Origin of the sequence: Sporosarcina cyprini, assembly GCF_022048975.1 — a bacterium.
Classification (GTDB): domain Bacteria; phylum Bacillota; class Bacilli; order Bacillales_A; family Planococcaceae; genus Sporosarcina; species Sporosarcina cyprini.
On sequence record NZ_JAKMHX010000018.1, the window covers coordinates 36,137 to 56,438 of the forward strand.

General features: G+C 41.9%; 19 protein-coding genes. 4 read left to right on the forward strand and 15 right to left on the reverse strand.

The features are described 5' to 3' along the window. Position 1 precedes the first annotated feature (1 nt). From L7D49_RS05740 to L7D49_RS05775, 8 genes are all read right to left on the reverse strand, one after another. On the reverse strand, positions 2-934 hold the full coding sequence (locus tag L7D49_RS05740; RefSeq protein WP_238079871.1) for an ABC transporter ATP-binding protein: 933 nt from the start codon (positions 932-934) through the stop codon (positions 2-4). Further along, positions 931-3,345 (reverse strand): hypothetical protein, encoded by a 2,415-nt coding sequence (locus L7D49_RS05745; RefSeq protein WP_238079872.1) that lies wholly within the window; start codon positions 3,343-3,345, stop codon positions 931-933. The genes L7D49_RS05740 and L7D49_RS05745 overlap by 4 nt, the downstream gene beginning before the upstream one ends. A gap of 90 nt (positions 3,346-3,435) precedes the next feature. After that, a complete protein-coding gene (locus L7D49_RS05750; protein ID WP_238079873.1) occupies positions 3,436-4,329 on the reverse strand; it encodes a LysR family transcriptional regulator in 894 nt (297 codons plus the stop codon). Then, a complete protein-coding gene (locus tag L7D49_RS05755) occupies positions 4,316-5,806 on the reverse strand; it encodes an MDR family MFS transporter (RefSeq protein ID WP_238079874.1) in 1,491 nt (496 codons plus the stop codon). The genes L7D49_RS05750 and L7D49_RS05755 overlap by 14 nt, the downstream gene beginning before the upstream one ends. Before the next feature lie 172 nt (positions 5,807-5,978). Next, the gene (gene cbpB / locus L7D49_RS05760) at positions 5,979-6,419 is read right to left on the reverse strand and encodes a cyclic-di-AMP-binding protein CbpB (RefSeq protein ID WP_238079875.1); all 441 of its coding nucleotides are present in this window, start codon (positions 6,417-6,419) and stop codon (positions 5,979-5,981) included. A gap of 186 nt (positions 6,420-6,605) precedes the next feature. Next, on the reverse strand, positions 6,606-6,857 hold the full coding sequence (locus L7D49_RS05765; RefSeq protein ID WP_238079876.1) for a hypothetical protein: 252 nt from the start codon (positions 6,855-6,857) through the stop codon (positions 6,606-6,608). A 69-nt stretch (positions 6,858-6,926) separates the two neighbouring features. Then, a complete protein-coding gene (fadH, locus tag L7D49_RS05770) occupies positions 6,927-7,685 on the reverse strand; it encodes a 2,4-dienoyl-CoA reductase (RefSeq protein ID WP_238079877.1) in 759 nt (252 codons plus the stop codon). A 148-nt stretch (positions 7,686-7,833) separates the two neighbouring features. Further along, a complete protein-coding gene (locus L7D49_RS05775) occupies positions 7,834-9,876 on the reverse strand; it encodes a putative bifunctional diguanylate cyclase/phosphodiesterase (RefSeq protein WP_238079878.1) in 2,043 nt (680 codons plus the stop codon). Between the two features lie 236 nt (positions 9,877-10,112). Here L7D49_RS05775 and L7D49_RS05780 point away from each other — a divergent pair, with 236 nt between their 5' ends. Continuing rightward, a complete protein-coding gene (locus L7D49_RS05780; RefSeq protein ID WP_238079879.1) occupies positions 10,113-10,574 on the forward strand; it encodes a YkyB family protein in 462 nt (153 codons plus the stop codon). 102 nt (positions 10,575-10,676) lie between these two features. Here L7D49_RS05780 and L7D49_RS05785 read toward each other — a convergent pair whose 3' ends face one another. The 5 genes from L7D49_RS05785 to L7D49_RS05805 all read right to left on the reverse strand — a co-directional run bounded on the left by L7D49_RS05785 (position 10,677) and on the right by L7D49_RS05805 (position 15,243). Continuing rightward, complete coding sequence (locus L7D49_RS05785) at positions 10,677-11,543, reverse strand: NAD(P)-dependent oxidoreductase (RefSeq protein ID WP_238079880.1); 867 nt, start codon at positions 11,541-11,543, stop codon at positions 10,677-10,679. Between the two features lie 171 nt (positions 11,544-11,714). Beyond that, positions 11,715-12,959 carry a hypothetical protein gene (locus tag L7D49_RS05790; protein ID WP_238079881.1) on the reverse strand — a complete coding sequence of 415 codons (1,245 nt, stop codon included), beginning with the start codon at positions 12,957-12,959 and terminating at the stop codon, positions 11,715-11,717. Beyond that, positions 12,917-14,113: a DUF58 domain-containing protein gene (locus tag L7D49_RS05795; RefSeq protein WP_238079882.1), complete on the reverse strand. Its 1,197-nt coding sequence runs from the start codon at positions 14,111-14,113 to the stop codon at positions 12,917-12,919. The genes L7D49_RS05790 and L7D49_RS05795 overlap by 43 nt, the downstream gene beginning before the upstream one ends. After that, a complete protein-coding gene (locus tag L7D49_RS05800) occupies positions 14,113-15,048 on the reverse strand; it encodes an AAA family ATPase (protein ID WP_238079883.1) in 936 nt (311 codons plus the stop codon). Before L7D49_RS05800 ends, L7D49_RS05795 begins: the two co-directional genes overlap by 1 nt. 27 nt (positions 15,049-15,075) lie before the next feature. Further along, on the reverse strand, positions 15,076-15,243 hold the full coding sequence (locus L7D49_RS05805; RefSeq protein ID WP_272493164.1) for an aspartyl-phosphate phosphatase Spo0E family protein: 168 nt from the start codon (positions 15,241-15,243) through the stop codon (positions 15,076-15,078). Between the two features lie 213 nt (positions 15,244-15,456). Between L7D49_RS05805 and L7D49_RS05810 the strand changes: the two genes are divergently transcribed. Together L7D49_RS05810 and L7D49_RS05815 are read left to right on the forward strand one after the other, a co-directional pair. Next, positions 15,457-15,645 (forward strand): YkvS family protein, encoded by a 189-nt coding sequence (locus L7D49_RS05810; RefSeq protein WP_207962332.1) that lies wholly within the window; start codon positions 15,457-15,459, stop codon positions 15,643-15,645. A 50-nt stretch (positions 15,646-15,695) separates the two neighbouring features. After that, positions 15,696-16,313: a hypothetical protein gene (locus L7D49_RS05815; RefSeq protein ID WP_238079884.1), complete on the forward strand. Its 618-nt coding sequence runs from the start codon at positions 15,696-15,698 to the stop codon at positions 16,311-16,313. Between the two features lie 77 nt (positions 16,314-16,390). Here L7D49_RS05815 and L7D49_RS05820 read toward each other — a convergent pair whose 3' ends face one another. Next, on the reverse strand, positions 16,391-16,837 hold the full coding sequence (locus L7D49_RS05820; protein WP_238079885.1) for a MarR family winged helix-turn-helix transcriptional regulator: 447 nt from the start codon (positions 16,835-16,837) through the stop codon (positions 16,391-16,393). Between the two features lie 72 nt (positions 16,838-16,909). Next, positions 16,910-18,343, reverse strand: coding sequence for an ATP-binding protein (locus L7D49_RS05825; protein WP_238079886.1), 1,434 nt, complete (start codon positions 18,341-18,343; stop codon positions 16,910-16,912). A gap of 167 nt (positions 18,344-18,510) precedes the next feature. Between L7D49_RS05825 and L7D49_RS05830 the strand changes: the two genes are divergently transcribed. Further along, on the forward strand, positions 18,511-20,265 hold the full coding sequence (locus L7D49_RS05830) for a B12-binding domain-containing radical SAM protein (RefSeq protein WP_238079887.1): 1,755 nt from the start codon (positions 18,511-18,513) through the stop codon (positions 20,263-20,265). Positions 20,266-20,302 lie beyond the last annotated feature (37 nt).

The following is a 20,302-nucleotide window of genomic DNA, read 5'->3' on the forward strand; positions in this document are numbered from 1 at the left end:
TTCACTCGGCTCCTTTCGTTATTTCCATAAAGACGTCCTCGAGATTCGTCACATGTTCCATGAATGAGACAATCGGAATTTCCTTTTTGACTGCTTGTTGCAGTAAAGAGATTTGACTTTCTTCATTCCCAACATACTTAAACGTGATTCCATCCCCTGTTTCAAGCATCTCAATAGTAGAAACATGAGGCTGTTCTTCAAAAAATGACAACGTCCTGCTGACTGCATCAACTGGCACTTTGACTGTAATTACTTTTTCACCTTGAAGTTTGGCTTGGATTTCTGGTACGGAACCATGAGCGATCAATCTCCCATTATCGATCACTCCGATCTCGTCGCACATCTCTGCTAATTCAGGAAGAATATGAGATGAAATTAAAATTGTCTTCCCCATTTTTTTTAGCGTTTTTAAAATATCCCTCATTTCCACTCGGGCACGTGGATCTAATCCAGAAGCCGGTTCATCTAAAATGAGAACCTTCGGATCATGGATGAGACTTCGTGCCAGACAAAGTCTCTGCTTCATACCCCGCGACAGCAGATCTACGTAGGAATATCGTTTATGAGATAGATTCACAAGTTCAAGCAATTGCGGAATTAGCTTTTTCCGTTCTTCTACAGGTATTCCGTAGCTGGCTCCATAGAAATCCAAATATTCATCTGCTTTTAATTGGTCATACACGCCGAAGAAATCCGGCATGTAACCGATCAATCGCCGGACAGCAGCCGGTTTTTCCCTCACATTGACTCCGTCGATAATCACGTCTCCAGAAGTAGCTTCCAATAAAGTCGACATGATGAGGAAAGTAGTCGACTTCCCGGCGCCGTTCGCACCAACGAAGCCGAAGACTGTGCCTTCATGTAAAGTTAAATTTAAATTATCCAATGCTGTAAAGGAGCCGTATTTTTTTGTGAGTCCTTTGATTTCTATCATTTCGCCACCTCGCCTTCAATCTTTAATTGAGGTGCCCGCGCCTCTGTCCCTTGCTGTGTATCATGGAAATCCATCCGAATCTTCACTTGGCCATTCGCTGAAATATAAGGATTCGGTTGATCGATGCTTATTTTCTTATCTGCCGGAAGTGCATCATATTGTTCTGTTTGGTTGTTCCAGATAGTGACTGCATAGCGGTCTGTTTGAATTTTGGAAAGTTCAATTGTCTTCCAGCCCAATTTCTGTTTCAGCAGTTCTTCTGGAATTTGCCACGTTTGAATATATACATCTTCATCGAAATAATAGGTATCTGACTGATATCCGATTGAATGAGCTTCGAAGTTGTTTGTCTCCGAAATAAGCTGAACTGCCATTGCTTCAGGGTCGACGGTGAACGAGCCATTAATTTCAACCTTCGCTTCAATTGGCTGCATAATCATCGTTAAAGCGGATGTTTTCGCTGTTTTGACATTTTCCAAATTGACATCGACGAGCTGTGTATCCGTATAACCGGAAATCATCGGTTTAGCTGGTGCTGTCATCATTGTCGAATCAGCGAAGGTCACGATGCTTTCTTTCCTCATTTCCATTAAGTCGTCACTTTGGGTCGGACTTGGTCCATAATACATTTGATTTGAAGATCTTTTGGCAATAAGAGCTGATGTTTTTAATGTTTCTTTAACATCTGCAGTTTCCCCCGGACCGAGGTCACCGACTTTGATTTGTCTAGTTCCCGACCAGATAATAATGTCAGTTAATGCAAAAGGAAAATGGTTCGTTACGGTCCCTGTTAGCTCTTTATCACGCACGATCAGATCCGTTTCGATCGATCCCTCTGATGAAACGGCGGTTTTCCCTGCCAATGATGCGACATTCCAATAGCCAACATCCCGCATATGCATTTTCGATCCAGCTGCATCTCTTTCCAGCATTGCTGTTTTATGTGCTTCTATCTGAGTTGGACCAAACAGCGTATTCATCGTTGAGGATGCGCTTAGTGAAGTAGTAGATGGGGCACTGAAAGTGAAATCTCCTGATTTATTCGTCAAGATTGTCTCCACAAAATAGCCTTCCATCCCGCCTTCGGGCAAGACATTTAAGAGAGCAGTCTGCTGCAGTTGAGCTTTTCCAATCCTGTCTTTTGCTCCATACGCAAAAATGAAGATAGAAGTCATAATCGCGATTGTCGGGACAATCCACCAAGTATGTTCCCGTTTATCCTTCTTCTTCAGGAAAATGTATAAGACCGGAACGATAATAATGATATAGAGAATGATAATTCCGACTAATAATGGCGCGGATACTTTAAAAGAAGGGAATAATTCATTCGCATTTCCGATAGTATATCGAATGACTTCCAAAGGATTTTCATAGTAACCTGGACCGTTTGCTACATTTTTTTGTACTTGCGCATTTAGCAGCGCATTCCACCACGCTGTTGTTCCAGACGTTTTAGAAAAGGGCTCATCTCCAAAAGAGAAGGACGTCTGGATAACGGCTCCCTTGCCTACTTCACGGATGCCTGCCAACGGCTCAGAACCCGACCCATATAGTACTTGGGCACCCTCACGAACAGATGTTTTTGATGAGGCGATTGGCGCGTCAAATTGTTCCGAGCTTGCCCAGTTGTTAAAGACGGATGGATCGATGGTGTCTTTACCCTCTTGTTTTAATGGAAGCAAGTCGGCAAACAAACCAGATTCCGCACTTAATTGATCTGAGTCGCTGAAGACAGCAATCCCGCCTTGATTCACCCAATCCACTAACGCTTGCTGTTCCTTCTGCGGTAAATCGGCTACAGGGTATTCATCGAAAACGATAAAGTCAGTTGCACCCCAGCCATCTGCTTCTTCTGGGAACTGGTTGACACCCACCTTTGAAGCATCGATCAACTGCGTCGAAGAGGTATTAGGAAATCTGACTCCGCGCAAACCGGCAAGTCGATCCATATTGCCCGTGAAAGCCGTGATCAGTTTGACATCATCGTAATACATAGCAGTGACAATTTGTTTTGATCCTTTATGGTCAATTTCTTTCCCTTTTTTCCATCCACCTTCATAAAAGTGAATGGACTTCGCATTGCTAGAAGAGCCATACATGTTGTAATCAAACATCCGCGGGATCACGAATGTAATAGTTTTCGTCTCACCCGCTCCTATATCAAGCGGGAAGGACTCCCCAATACCGGTATCATACGATTGCTGCAAATCAATGACGACATCGCCACTGAATGCAGTCCCTTTGTTTTCAATGACAATTGTCACTGGTGCTCCCCTGCCATATTTCGCTTTCCCATCTATGCCTGCGGTAACTGTAGCACGAAGTTCAGGTGCCGCCATTGCATGAGTAAGCGGGGTCGCCAATAAGGCGAACATGAACAAAAGAACGATTCCCCACCTATTTTTCAACATTCCGATAATCCTCCCATCAATTGACTCCATTGCTTAATTCTATTTATCTACCTAATTAGTACGTCAATAAAGAATTAAAGTTCCCTTAAATTACAACTCTGTTTCTTTTCTGAATTTATCAGCCCGCTGTTCAACAATTTGGGCAAATGCGGCCACTTGTTTCAATGAAAAGGTTGAATCGTATCCAATGAGCCATGTATCACGAGTCAGTTCAAACTCTTCTTCACTATTTAATAGTGGAATCATGTTAACATCTTCATCCCCGTGCAGCGTTATAGATGGCAATATCGCATACCCGATGCCGTTTAATGCGAGCTGCTTGCATGTTTCAATCTGATCGACGGTGATCTGCCTTTTTGGATACTTGGAGAAATGACGCTGCCACCATCGTTGAATTTCCATATAGTAATTCGAGTCGCTTTTGAATTGGATGAAGGGCCGTTCGCTGGTTTTCAATTCATCAATGGATTTAATTTCTTTATCTACAAGGTAGAGTTGGTCACGAAACAAATATGTTTTTCTACTTTTCCAATCAACTTGTCCACGGACAATGCCAACATGGGCTTCTCCCTCATATAACGCTTTAACAATTTCCGAACTCCATCCGGTCATCAATGATATTTTGGCATCTGGATACAAGTTCACATATTCTTTCAGCACTTGGGGGAGCCACGTTTGACCGACAATGGAAGCGCAAGCAATTTTCAAAGTTCCATATACCTTATTGCCTAATGAAGCGATCATCTCTGCCGTCTCTTCTTTCTTAGCAATGGTTTCATTGGCATAAGCAATGACAAGCTCTCCAGCAGGGGTCGGTTCAAGTCCTTTTTGAGAACGGACGAACAATAAGGTTCCCCATTCCTTTTCTATGGTCTGCAAACGCTGAGACAACGCAGGCTGAGACAAAAATAACCGCTCAGCTGCTTTTCTCATATTTCCTTCCTCGTATAGTGCTTTAATAATTTCCAATTCAGTCGTTGTCATGTAGGTTCACCTTTCCACGCGGTATCCGCAAAATAAATAGTAAGCTAATGACTGCAAACAGAGCTACCGTCCCATACACCCATTGCAGTGAATGGTCTAGGCCGGCTTGTAATTCCGCGAGCTCCTTAACTGGAAGCCGCTGTCTCGTTTCCTCTGTCAACAATGCGTTAATATCGTTCACACCGTAGTCGACATGTTGATTAGAAAAAAACGACATTAATGAACTGTTGAGAACAGCACCGAAAATTGCGGCACCTACTGTATTTCCAAAGTTTCGCATAAACATATTGGCAGCCGTAGCCGCCCCTCTTTCAGCTCGGGAAACAGCCCCTTGAATTGTTACAATGAAAGAAGTACTTGTGAGTCCCATTCCGACACCGACGAAGAAGCTCGAAGCCGCTGCCCATAACGGACCCGACCCGGCACTCATCAAGACAAACAAAACCGAACCGACAATTAACGAAATCCCTCCCGCAAAGGAAACAGGAAAAGGACCATATCGAAGCAATAAATGACCAGCTACCGATGACGAGATCGGCCATCCAATCGACATCGCAGTCAATGTAAAGCCCGCAATTATGGCCGGCTGCTCCATGACACCAGTGACATATGTCGGTAAGTAAGACGAGACGCCAATTAAGATAACACCCGTCGTCAACGAAACGATATTTGCGTATAAAATGATTGGATTCTTCCACAATGTAAAGGGAAGCATCGGATTTTCTGCTTTTCTCTCAACAAAAACAAACAACATGAGAATGAAGAGGCCAACGAGCAATAAGCCTAAACTAATAAAGGAAATCCGATGAAAGGATTGTCCCCCTTCTACAAGCCAATAAAGGATAATGGATAAGGAACTAGTTAACAGCACGGCCCCTTTCATGTCAATGACAGCTTTCCCCTCAACCTTAGGTTCATGTAAAAAGAAGTAAATCCCTGCCATTGCGAGCAACCCGAGCGGTACATTAACCCAAAACACGTAGGCCCAATCCAAATACTCTACTATCATACCGCCGATGACCGGACCTGATACGGCTGAAATCCCCCAAACACTTGATAAATAACCTTGGATTTTCGCCCGTTCTTCCGTGGAATAAATATCACCGACAATTGTCGTTGCAATCGGCATTACAGCTCCCGCGCCTAAGCCTTGAATGAGACGATAGACAATCAGCAGTTCCATTGAACCTGCAGTTCCACAAAGGATAGATCCCACTAGGAAAATCGTCAATCCGATAAAAAAAATCGGCTTTCTTCCAAAAAGATCAGCCAATTTTCCGTAAATTAACACGGTAACAGTACTCATCAGCAAATAGGCTGAAAAGATCCAGCTATATCGGGAAAAGCCTCCTAAATCTGAGGCGATTGCGGGCATGGCAGTTGAAACAATGGTTGCTTCCACTGCTCCTACAAACATGGCCAGCATGACGGAAACTAATACAAGAGGGCGTTTCGTCTTCTTTTGCACACTTTTCATTACTATCCAACTCCTTCTGGAAAACAATATAGTTCAGTTCCTTCAGGAACAAAGGGCTGTCTACTTACAGCTCCGCAAATAATAAAAGGCCCCTTTACGGAGCCTATGATCTCATCCTATGCGTCCGTTCGCAAAAGGATTAGAAGATCGCTTCAGACAATGGTTTCAATCATCACGGAGTTGTATATATATATTTTTTAAATTGCTTAAGAACAACTCTTCTTGTTAATATGCCTGCAAAAACGCCATCATCATCAGTTACACAAAGAAAAGGGTGGTTTATAAGTAAATCCAATCCTTTTTGAAAACGGTCTGTCGTTTTCACGTTCGGAATATCAGTCTGCATGATTTCATCGACTTTAATTGTTTCTAGTCGCTCATATTCAATTCGCTCCAAGCCTAAAATCGCATCCGTGATCATCCCGATTCCTAGCAGACCCTTCAAACGATTTTGCGAATCCAGTACGGGAATGGCAGAATAACCTGTTTTGGTAAGAACAAGAAGGGCGTGTTCCGCAAAATTGCCGATCTGCACATGAGCAACTTTCTCAGCTGGGATCAGATACTCTGCAATCGGCATAAAAAGAAAATCCCTGTTGTTGACAGAAATCAAGATAAATCCGCTCCTTCTCTATCTAAACTCTTCAATATCATATTTCCTCCCTTATCATACCATATGTACCACCCCATCTGCTCGTGGAATTTTCCAACTATATATATTGAGAAATAGGGCATCATTCTGTCAATAAGTTCAAATCGAGACATTTCCTTATATTCAAGCCAAAAAGAAAAGGCCCTTCTAATAAGAAGAAGAGCCCCAATAATAAAAGATAACGATTAAAATGAAGATAGAACTTACCAAAATGACCCATAATATCGGATTGACTGTGAAAGGATGATCCTTCACAACGTCAGGGATAGGTCGGTCTCTTTCATTTAAGACGACTTTCGGCATGTTCAGCTTACGGACTGCCTTAATTCCAATCCAGACGATGATGCCCACAACGAGCATTGTCGGGATTACCCAAACATCAAAGAAATAATATGCCACTTTCAACCATCCTCCTGCAACTTATCGTGTGCATTAGCATGTGCGAAAAGGCAAGACTTATCCATTTTATTAGAAAGGATATTGATTAAGCCATTGGCCGCCATCCAAAGTTACAATTTCACCATTCATATAAGATGCTTTGTCCGACATAATAAATGCGGCCAGTTCAGCAATTTCTTCCGGTGTTCCTGTTCGGCCAAGCGGAACAGATTGTATCGTCCGTTCCTTTGCCTTCTCAGATTGAAACAGCTTCTCCGCTCCGCCGGTACGCTCGATCGGACCAGGTGCAATTCCGTTGACTCTGAAGCCATATTTCCTCCCCCACTCCACAGCGAGTGTTCTCGTTAAAGACATGACTCCCGCTTTCGCTGCCGCAGAATGCACAACGCCTGGACCTGCATCCCAGGCATACGTCGCCAGCATATTTAATATGGATCCCTTCATCCCTTTTTTGATCCAATAGTTTCCGACCGCGCTGGAACAATAAAACGTGCCATTCAGTACAATATCAATAACCGCTTTCCAGCCATTTGGCGACAGCTCTTCCGCATGGACAATGAAATTACCAGCAGCGTTATTGATCAGCCCATCAATTTTACCAAACTTCTCATCGGCGAAATTGACCATAGCCTGTACAGATTCAACGTCACGGACATCCATTTGAAATACGGAAGCCTTGCCTCCCATTTCTTCATTAGCAGCCTGAAGCCGATCCATGTCTCGTCCTGTAATGATTACGTTTGCTCCATCTTGCACAAACTTTGCGGCCATCGCCTTCCCCATTCCGCTTGAGCCGCCAGTGACGATAATCACTTTTCCTGTAAACATTCTTACTCCCCCTTTTTATGAATGAATATTCACTCACTATGTTAGCATATACTGGATGAATTTTCGACACTTGTTTCATTTAGTAATGTGCCCTTGATAAAGAGACATAAAAAACTGCCTGGATCGCAACGACCCAGACAGTTACTAATTAAAATCCTTTAAAATACTTTTCCGCCACTTCTTTAGCTGGAATTGCTTTGCTGAAGAGGAAACCTTGCGCTTTATGGCAGTGGGCTTCCTTCAAGATCTTCGCTTGCAAATCCTTTTCCACTCCCTCGGCGATGACTTCCATGCCAAGATTATGGGCGAGATTGATGATCGTTTTTGCGATCGCCTCGTTTTTTTCATCACTTTCAATATCTTTGACAAACGAACGATCAATCTTGATAATATCGATTGGATATGACTTCAAGTAACTCAAAGAGGAATAGCCTGTGCCGAAATCATCAACTGATATCGTCACGCCGATGCTTTTCAGCTCATTTAAGGTTGCCAGCGTGTCATTCATGTGCATTAACGCGCTTTCCGTAATCTCTACTTCCAAAGATGAGGGTTGTATTCCATGGACATGGATAATTTTTTTAACATTGTCAGCCAGATTGCCCGTTTGGAATTGCTGTGGCGAAATATTAACGGCAATCCGCACCGGCCTAAACTGCTTTGCAGACCACTCTTTTAATTGGGAACAAACCCGGTCCAATACCCATTCCCCGATTTGATGAATTAACCCGGATGCTTCCGCAATCGGAATAAATGTGGCCGGGGACACAAACCCGAATTTGCGATTATTCCACCGGAGCAATGCCTCGAAACTGCTAATATGGCCAGATTTCAAATTCACTTGCGGTTGATAATGAATCTCCAGCTCTTCGAACTCAATGGCTCGTCGAAGATGAGCCTCCATGACCGCTGTATCTGGAAATGCTGTATTCATTTCTTTTTGATAAAAACGATAATGTGCCCTTCCACGATCTTTCACATATTGGATGGCCCGCTCACATTTATGAAGCAATTCTTCCAAAGACTTTCCGTTCTCAGGGAAAACAGCTATCCCGATTGAGGCGGATAAAAAATATTCCTGATGGTGATAATAAAACGGCCTGCTGAAATCACTCAAAATCTTTTGGGAGAACTTTTCAACATCTGTTAACGAATGGCTTCGCATTGTAATAATGAATTCATCGCCGCCATTGCGATACAATTTCCCCGATCGGGTACAGATCACTTTGATCCGTTCCGTAATTTTCTTAAGTATTTCATCGGCACCGGTTCTTCCAAGCGCTTCATTAATGGTTGAAAACCGGTCCAAATCCACATGAATGAATGCCAGGTGCTCTTCACTTTTCAGCGCATACTCAGAATCCTCATCAAAATGTTCTTTCAATGCTTTCCGATTCCATAAGCCCGTCAATTGATCATGATACGACAAAAATAGTAGCTTTTCATTATTCTTGGAATGAATAGACGTATCACGCAAAATGAGATGGATTTCGATCGTTTCTTCATCCACCGAGACCGGGAGAGTCTTAACGTAGGCGGGTAAATAGTGACCCAACTTATGGCAGAATAAACTGCCATCCATCTCCAATGATTCGCCTATCAGTGCTTTGGAGAAAAGTTGTGTGAACGCTTCCCGCTGATCTTCCGCGAATAATTCACCGATGTCTTTGCCTACTAGATCCTTCGCATGGTAGCCAAACGCACTGTAAACCGCTCGGTTCGAATCAATAATGGCACCATGACAGTCTACTGTAATAATGGGATCCAAATTATCTTCAATCAATGAAGTATATTTTTGATGGATTCGTTCTCTTTCTTTCCGTTCTTTTGCCAATTCGTCATGGAAACGCAGTTCAATCCAGAATAACTGCTCATATGATTCCGTCTCAATCGGAATATACGCCACTTCGAACATTTCATTCGTGATTGGGTGACAGATTATGGTACGATGCGCTTGAACATCTTTTGAAATCACAAGGTCTTGTAAAGGATGCCAAAGCGTACCAAACCGTGCTTTAGCAGTCGCTGTCTCCACATCAGGAAAATGTCGAAGTGCCGCCTCATTCAATTCAAGAACCAAATAATCCTCTGCTTCTTTTTTCCCAATTAAGAATAAGAGTGAATATGGATGGGCAGTGACATAAGTCTCCATGTATTGTATGTATGAATCTTGCAAAACTAATTTTCCCATGAATGCCTCCATGTATGCACAAACTGGTACAGCTTGCTTCCTCAATTGGTTTGATTTGAAAAATATTGACTTGTAACCGCTTTTTCCCTCACTATTTTTCAAGTATACCTTTAATATCGACAAAAATATAGAGAATTCACTACCCCCAGATCTTTTTTTCGACATCCGTTTGGCAAAATGCAAACATACCATTATGATGGAATTACAAAATCATTTGATGAAGGGAGGAGAATACTATGGATAACCGTCTGACTCCGCACAATTTGGCTGTAGCCATTTATACAGTTAACCGCCACGCAAAAACAGCAATTGATAAAAAAGCACTATATCACTTAAAAAACGAGGCTATCAAAAAATTACTGGATGAAGGGAAAGCCCAAAAAATTGGACTGCATTTTGTAGAGAATCCGCAATATAGTAAACAAAGCTCGACTGTACTTGTTGAGTGTGGAGATTTTCTTTTTCACACACTGCCTGAGAAAAGCGACTTTGACACATTGCCCCATCTAGGTGAACAAGATCAATCCTACCGAAATCCAAAGGAAAGAATGAATTTACGAACAGCACGTATGATTTTGGACAAGTATGTCCATCCGATGCAACAACCATCAAAACAACCTCTAAGGAAACCACAGAAAATGGAACGTTCCCCCATGTCAAACACTAGCCGTTTCCGTTCTTCTTATTTTGATTCGTAAAATACACCACTTCTCCTCTCAACCCACCAGATCTGCCGAAACATAAGTTTCAGCATATAAAAAAGGCTTTCTGTCGTCAGTCCGAACAGAAAGCCTTTTCTCTTAATCAAGATATGCAAAGTAAAGTGCTTGCGTCCCTTTTGAACCATATCCCTCTGCAACGAGGTCATCATACATTTTTCTTGCAAGGGAAAGTCCAGGCAGGCGCAGATTCATCGCTTCTGCTTCCTGAAGCGCAATGTCCATATCCTTCAGGAAGTGTTTTATGTAGAATCCTGGCTCAAAATTACCGCTCAGCATACGTGGCGCCAGGTTGGACAGTGACCAAGATCCTGCAGCTCCAGAGGAAATCGACTCAAGAACCGTGTCTAAGTCAAGACCCGCTTTTTTACCATACGCCAATGCCTCACAAACGCCGATCATATTGGTTGCAATAGCAATTTGATTACACATTTTGGCATGCTGTCCAGCACCCGCTTTTCCTTGATAAACAATTTGAGAACCGAATATCTCCAAAACAGGCAAAGCACTTGCAAACGTTTCCTTATCCCCTCCACACATAATCGAAAGGGTCCCATTTCTAGCACCCACATCGCCTCCTGAAACAGGGGCATCCATTGCATGCATTCCGAGCTTCTCCGCTTCTTCGGCAATTTTTATCGCTAATGTAGGACTGGAGGTAGTCATATCTACAAAGATCTGCCCCTTTGAAGCTCCTGCAAAAACACCATTATCCGAAAAATATACTTCCTCCACATCATGAGGATAACCGACCATTGTGAAAACAATATCCGCTTCAACAGCAGCCTCCCGTGGGGAAGAAACCCACTTGGCTCCATCATCAACAAGTGGCGCAGCTTTTTCAGCAGTCCTTGTAAAAATGGATACCTCATGCCCTGCTTTGAGCAAATGGCGTACGATACTCGCTCCCATAACACCGGTGCCGATAAACCCTATTTTCTTTTGCATTCCCGTTCTCCTCCTATCGATTCTTTTCTCTATCGTACCAGAAAACCAATTCCTTCACTAATCGAAAAATAAAAAAAAGGAGGACAGAACCTATAATTAGGATCCGTCCTCAAAAGGGGGAAATGAGAATGTTGCTGTGTTCAATTATAATATCCCCCGCTTGAAACAACTTTAAACATCTTTTTTAAAATATTTATCTTTAATTTTTTCGATTTCAGTTAAGAAAAGCTGAAAGTCAGATTCAGAGGGAGGATGGGAGCCATAACGAACATTGTTATAAATATCGAAAAGCGGTTTATTATTCCCCCAGCCCATACGCCCAAACCATTCAGAAATCGTTTCACCGCGCATTCTGGACATGTCCTTCTGCTGTGCTTCTGTTTCGAAACGTTCGAATGTTTTGCGGATTTCATCTTTTGCAGCTGAATAGTCATAGCTTAATCGGCTTTCCTTCGCCAGGCGGTTCTTTCTGCCTCGGAATGCGAAGGAATAGTTTACTTCTTTCTTATGGTCACGTCCCTGTCTCTTTTTACGTATCAAATAAATCATAACTGCCACTAATAGGATCATCACCGTGACAAAAATAATTGTTTCAAACATGCTGCCAGAGCCGCCAAACACCGTCACTTCATCACCCATTTGAAAATCAACAAACTGATCTTCTTCTTCCTCCATATTTTCCTCTAAAAATTTTTCTGCACCATTTTTGAAAAATTCTAATATAGGCTCCATAAAAATACCAAACGAACGAAATACACTTCCAAACAGAAAACCGAATATCCCTGCAATTCCTGTTCGAATCAAGTCCATTCCAAAGTAAGCAATTAAGTAAACAGCTACACCAAATCCGGTAATATATCCAAAAACCTTACCAGCTTCTTTCGTTTGGAAATTACCTGTTCTCTTACTTGTAATCCAAATGGTCAAAAGACGTATAAAAAAGTACAAAAAGGATGTAGCTAAATAAAGATACGCCAACTGCTCCAGCAGTTCAAATACGTTATGGTAAATAAACATCAGCCGCACCAAATAATAAAACCCGACAAATGCGATCGTGTTAACAAATAGGAAAGGCCACCCCATTATTTTAGTATCATTAAAATTGGCCTGAACCCTCCAAAAAGTAAAAACGAAAAATATGAAGACATTTAATAGAGGTGCGTTAAATAAAAGCAATGGCAACGTGACAGCCAGACTAATAAGTAATCCCGAAGGCAATGAATAATCCCTCTTTTGAAACATGATATAGGACAGAATGCCGCCAGCTATTGCTAGCAGGAGCCAAATATACGGAGTTCCGGTTGTTGTTTCACCTAAGAAAAAGACGAAAACATAGACGAGCAAAAACAATTCAACTGTCAGTCGCTCGGAAATTATGAATCGGTTCCCGTCTTGTCCAGTTGTTCTTTGTTCCATCCTTCGTCCTCCCCTTTTTCTGCAATAGCGTCTAACTTTACAACATATTTTTTTGACCAGTTTTGGATCAATGCTTTTAATTTTGGACTTTCATGACTGACCATCACTATCGTATCCGGGAGTTTGCCTTTAGACTCTAGATTAAGAAGCATTGTCTCAAATGGCATTTTCGCATGTTTTTCGGATAGTCGCGCCAAAGTTTCCAATGTCCTTAAAAATTGCACTTTCCCAATTCCATTCGGTAGATACAAATACGGCGTGGACGCAAACGTATGTATATTGATTGCTACCGAGTATGGTATATTATGAGACTCACAATATTCTGCATAGGAGACCAGACGTTCCACTTTCTCCTCAAACTCGTGTGATCTGTGGTCTTTTTCTACTACATTAAGCAGTAAAATGACGGTTCGGTCGCTTACAGGCAGAAATTGCTTTGTTTGCAGCTTCTGCATCCTTGCACTTGCTGTCCAATGGATCTGATCAAAACGGTCAGTCGACACATAATCCCTTGTGCCAATTGGTTGGAATACATCTTGATAGAGTGAGCGTCTCTGGTCAAATTCACCTGGACGGAAAGGAGCGGACTGCAAATGGTCCTCTCTCTTTTTCACTTTTGGATAAACAAGATTTTCAAAACGGACCGGTTCATTCAATTCCATCATGACAGAACCGTCTCCAAATAAATGTGGTATTTCAAGAATGACACGGGTAATCCGCGACAGCCCACGCTTCTTCCCTTCTAAGGGAATTCGCAATTCAATTTTTTTATTTTGTCCGATGGCAAATGGAACCGATAAATCGTAAATTCCGCTGAAATGTTTCAGATTTTCTTCCCGAGGAGCGACTGCATCTTCAATTGATAATTTCAATGTTCCGTTCCATATGGGAACTCCCCCATTTTCAAACAGGAAGACAAGTTCTTCTTCATCTCCAACGAGATACCGATTTCCTTTCCCCTGCAATTGAAAGGTGATTTCCTTCCCTACATTGGAAAAATAATAATTTTGGAAGGCAAGCATTGCAAAAACAGCTCCAAAACAAGCTCCCAGCAGCTCCTGTCCAAAGATGAAAGAGAAAAGGAAAAGGGTAAAAGTGATAATCATTCCATTATAAATCCACTTAAAACCATTTTCGTATCTTATCCAAGTCATTAAACTGTCGCCTCAATAGGAGCCGGTATAGAATAGACGATTTCATCCAAAAGATCGTGCAAACTTTTTGTTAATACTCCCTCTGTTGACAGCTCCATTCTGTGCAAAGCAGCAGAAGGTAAAATTGTTTTTACGTCATCAGGCGTGACAAAATCCCTACCTTTAAGAAATGCATATGTTTTGGACGCTTGCAGAATTGCTAACGCTGCACGAGAACTTAGCCCTAACTCCAAATATGGATGCTCCCTCGTGGCACGTACAATTTTCAATATATATCGCTCAATGTCCTCATGCACCCTAACATCCGAAGCCTTTTTCGACCATTCGGCTACAGTTGCTGTATCAATCAGCGCTTTTGTCCGAATTTCACCTGGCGCTTTGCTGTATTGTCTAAGAATTTCGTGTTCTTCCTCAAAAGAAGGATAATCGATGACCAATTTGAAAAGAAAACGATCCAATTGCGCCGCAGGCAGCGGGAAAGTCCCCTGCTGAGATTCAATTGGATTTTGAGTCGCAATGACCATAAAAGGAGTAGGCAATTTCATGGTTTCGCCATCAATCGTAACTTGTCTTTCTTCCATGGCCTCCAGCAAGCTCGATTGCGTTCGAGGTGTTGCCCGGTTGATTTCATCAGCTAACAGGATATTCGTTGAAACCGGCCCTTCTTTCAATACAAAGTCCTGTGTTTGCGGATTATAGAAACGGATTCCTGTCACATCTGATGGCAGCACATCAGGTGTGAATTGAACCCTTTTGAACAGCCCCTTAAAAGCATTGGCGAAGCTCTTTGCCATCATTGTCTTTCCAGAACCCGGAACACTCTCCAAAAGAACATGTCCCTGTTGCAACAATGCGATCAGCATCATATCGAATTCCTTTTCACGACCGATGATTGCCTGATTCAATTCTTTTTTAAACTCTGCGATAGTTGTCATTTCCCCATCATCCCCTCACAACATAGGTTATTTCTGCTCCGAATACGCTTCCAAAGATACACTAAATTTGTTCAATAAGAAATCAAGCTTCTTGCTCAGCTCAATCGTCTCTTTAGAGGTGAGCCCTTCCTGTTCTGCAGATCGGATCAACTGGTTTCGTACGGATTCGATTTCCTCCTCCAAACTAAATGGCAAGGCTCTTCCCCCTCCAAACAACAAGTACCTAAATTATCATTATACACTAAATTAATTGAAAAGTAATGAAAATATTTTGACACAATGCGACAATGTTCAACGTATTCCTCTATTCATTTTTGGTTGTAAATTGATTTCCTAATAAAACACTTTACGTTTTGCAATTTTTAAGGCAAACTATAGAAGAATTCAAGCCACAAGGAGTTGGAAGTTATGAAGATTGCAGAAGTAGGCAACATTATAGAGTTCAAAGACGGCCTGCAAGGGATTGTGGAGAAAGTAAACGAAAACTCGGTTATCGTCGACCTTACTTTCATGGAAAACTTCAACGATTTAGGATTGGAAGAGAAAACTGTAGTCAACCATAAAAGGTACACTATTCTTCACGGAAGTGACGAGTGAAACATTTTTGTTCTCAATTCGTCCAATACAACATATAGGAGGGATTTTCTATGAAACTCAATTGGAAACTAGTATCAACCGGAATTGCAGCAGCCCTATTTCTAACAGCATGCGGGACCGACAAGGACAGCTCTACGCCGGAAGAAGGTTCAACTGCACCCGATCAAGTGGTGACAGATCAAGGGTCAGAAGAAAACGGCTCCTCAGCCTCCGAAGATGCACAGAAAGACAATGCATTAGATAATGCGGAGTCAGTGACAAGCGATGAACAGAACTATTCGATGCAAATTTTGCCTGGCTTTACATTAACGGCTGAAGAACCTGGCCGGGATGTTCTATATTCCGATAAAAACTCTGAAGCGTTTATGCGGATTGAAACGAAACCGAATGATGGAGAAAGCTATGATGATTGGGTAGCCAACTCACAGGAGCTTGTGAAGGCTTCGACAGAAGAGGATGTACAAAATGTGACAGATGCTAATTTGCTTCCAGCTGGAGACGGCATTGAGAATGCAGTCGCTTTTAATTCCAAATCGGATGAAGTTTCTACAACAGGCGTCGTATTTGTGAAAGGCGATCTACTCGTCAGATTGACCATTTTCGATACACCTGAGGAGGATCTTGGGGCAGACTTCATCAAAATGGGTCAAACCATTCAAGCTAAATAATAGGAAAACCAAAAAGGAGCTCTGTCAAATGTGATTGTCTCATCACATTTGACAGAGCTCCTCTACTTTGGAATTATTCACGAAGACAGGTCTTTAATGGACAGCCCTAACTTCCGTAGAAGTTGAATCGCCTGCTCCTGCTCATCTGATGTTAATCCAGACATGATGGTTTGAATGTTCTTCTCGTGAGAAGGGAAAATGGAGCGGATCAATTCTTTGCCTTCCTCTGTGATCTCCATGAAGGTGACCCGTTTATCTTCCTCGCAAAAAACCCGTTTTAAAAGACACTTTTTCTCCAATTTATCAACCACATATGTCATAGAGCCACTTCGAAGCAATATTTTCTGTCCTATTTTTTGTATAGGCTGCCTTCCCTTATGAAACAATAATTCCAAGACAGCAAATTCCGTCGGATTCAATCCGTATGTTTCAATTAATTTATTGGCCTCTTCCGAAATCACCTTGCTCGCCCGGCTTAGAACAATAAACAGCTTTAACGCGCGTTCGATCTCTTCTCTCTCCACTTCCAAATCCACCCTCTATATCAACCTAGATAATACTATTATACTGGCTGTTTCGGGCGACTGTCAAAGTTCCTACGATACGACAGTTTGCTTAATACTTTCCAACTCGATTGCGGCATTGGCTGCACGAGGAAATTTCAACAAGAACTTAGTTCCTGTGCCAACTTCACTTTCGACCGAGATGGTCCCTCCATGTTCTTCCACTGTTTTAAGGACAAATGGCAACCCTAAGCCTGTTCCCCCTGCTTTTGAGCTGAAGAACGGCATGAATACTTGGTTGACTTGCTGCAAAGACATGCCTTTCCCTGTATCTCCAATCGATAGAATCAATTGACCATCTTCCTCATCACTTGAAATAGTCAATGTTCCACCGGCTGTCATTGCTTCAAATGCATTCTTGCATAGATTCAAGATGACTTGCTTCAGCTTATCAATATCGCCATAGACAAATGGAGTGGAACACAGATTCCGATTTTGAACAATGTGGATATTTTCAAGAAGAGCTTTCGGCTCGAGGACTGAAACCATATCCTGTATGAGATGATCCAGTGAAAAAGTAGTTTTTTTACGGTTCACAGGCTTCGACAGCACCAACATTTCACTCAGTATCGATTCCATTCTTTTAATTTCATCTTCAATGACAGAAATATACCGCAACGATTCTTCGGTTGCAGTAGCGCTGAGTAGCTGAGTAAAGCCTTTTAAAGTTGTCATGGGATTGCGGATTTCATGGGCAATGCTAGCCGCTAATTGGCCGACTGCAGATAATGTTCCAGAATGCGCCAGCTTCTCTTCCAGCTCTTCCCTCTCTGTACAATCCATCACTTGAATGATAAACATATTTGTATCTTTTTCATACGAAATTGTAATATGATAATATCTTGTGTCGCCTGACTCCCGCTCGAATTTTTTATTCATTTCGGACAGGCCTGTAGACTTGGCAACGGACATTTGCTCTGTAATCATTTTAGCTGTCAAATCGGGAAATAGTTTCTCCAGTTCGGTAATTTGACGGCCATTAAAAATGTCCCTATCAAGGTTGAAAAATTCGTGACTACGCTCATTTACGTCACAAATCTTTCCTTTCTCATCAACGAGCATCATAAAGCTATGGGCAAAACGAAAGGCATTGTAGTATGATTTAATGGACATACTGGTCTGTTTTCTTGGCAAATCGAAGATGACACCTATTTTATTTACGGCATGCAAATAGAATAAGTGCGCTTCCACACTTAACACATCATTCATTTTTGATACATTCATCGGCATTCTGGCCATTTGCATTTGGCCCGAGTTAAGCGATCTTTCCGTGAATGAATGCCAATCTTGGATGGAGGTCGTATCAATGAAGTCTTCAATGGAACGGAATTGTTCACACTCGAAGTAAACCCTGAATGGTTCATTCATTTCAAAGATTGATCCATCCATCTCAAGGATGATGCCCGGTCGACAGCGATCATTCAATATAAAATAAAGATTTTCTAAGATATTGTTATCGTTTTCCAAGTTGATACCTCCCGTATGCCCTCTACAAACCGTATGAAAAATTGCGATACGTTATTCATGATACACAGTAATAGCCTTATTTCAGATTATTCCATATTATTTTGTTCATTAAAATAGTTCTAAATATGCATATTGATTATTAGCAACGAAAATTAAAGGAGAAAACTATGAATATTGTACTAACGACTTTAAATGCAAAATACATCCACACCAACCTGGCTATCAGATATTTAAAAGCGTATGCCGAGCCGGAACATACACCAATTCTAACAGAGTATACCATTAAGGATCCTACAATGAACATTGTATCAGATATTTATCAAAAAAAGCCAAATATCGTTGGATTCAGCTTATATATTTGGAACATTGAAGAATCGATTAAAGTCATTCGGATTCTCAAAACCATCGATCCTTCCATCCTTATTGTAGCGGGAGGACCAGAAGTTACTTATGATTATGATAAGTGGCTGGACCAGGTCCCTGAAATTGATTTAATTGCTATTGGAGAAGGTGAACGCACATTTAAACAAATATGTGATTGGCAGGCCGGTAAAATTCCAATGGAGCAAGTACAGGGAATTGCCTATATGGAAAACGGAAAATTAAAGGTCAACACGCCGGGACCTAAGTTGGATTTGCGTGAGATTCCGACCCCCTTCCGGTTTGAAGAAGATCTGGCAAACTTGCCAAACCGAGTCACCTATATCGAAACAAGCCGAGGCTGTCCTTTTTCGTGCCAATTTTGCCTTTCTTCCATTGAAGTAGGAGTCCGATATTTCAATCGGGATGCAGTCAAGGAAGATATTCGATTTTTGATGGATCATGGCGCACGGACAATAAAATTTGTCGACAGGACATTCAATATTAGCAGAAGCTATGCTATGGAAATGTTTCAGTTTCTCATTGATGAACATCGTCCAGGGACTGTATTTCAATTTGAAATTACTGGAGACATCATGAGACCTGAAGTCATTGAGTTTTTGAATGAGAACGCCCCTGTCGGTCTCTTTAGATTTGAGATCGGTGTTCAATCGACAAACGATGCGACAAATGAACTGGTAAAACGACGCCAAAATTTTGAAAAACTAACCCGGACAGTGCGTATGGTGAAAGAGGGCGGAAAAATCGCACAGCATTTGGATTTGATTGCAGGATTGCCGGAAGAAAATTACGATTCCTTTAGAAAGACGTTTAATGACGTCTTCGCCCTGCGGCCTGAAGAACTTCAATTAGGGTTTCTAAAGCTTCTTAGAGGGACTGGTCTGCGGATCCAGGCTGAACAGTATGGATATACTTATGTGGACACAGCGCCGTATGAAATTCTTTCCAATAATGTGCTAACCTTCGAGGAGATCATCCGAATCAAACAAACAGAGGATGTATTGGAGAAATATTGGAACGATCAACGGCTTCCTCGGACTGTTGAATATCTTGTTTCTCAAGTCTTTGAGACACCATTTGATTTCTTCCAACAGTTCGGTACTTTCTGGGAAGAGAAAGGCTGGTCGCGAATTGGGCATCAATTACAGGATTTATTTATCCGCTTGGACGCTTTCCTTCGAGCGGACGGAAAGGCCGACATGCAAATTGTGGCCAGTTTGATGAAAATGGATTATTTGGCGCATCACAAGTTCCAGCCTCGTAAGATCTGGTGGGAAGATGTCGTTTCCAAAAAAGTTCTCCTGGCACTCGAAGAACGGTTGCTGAATGACCTTCCACTACTTGGAGAGATGAATGGAAATGAAACATGGAATTCCCGGAGCATCCGGAAACAAACTTTCATTACTAAAACCTTTATTGATCCGAAAACAATAGACGCTGGCCATTATGAAGTCCGCGAAGGATATCTCATTACAGTGTTCCATTCTGACAAAGAACCGTCATTCCTATACTTGGAAGACGAAGCACTTACCTACGCATAAACCTATCAGGTGGAGAAGAGATGATTCGTTTCTTCTC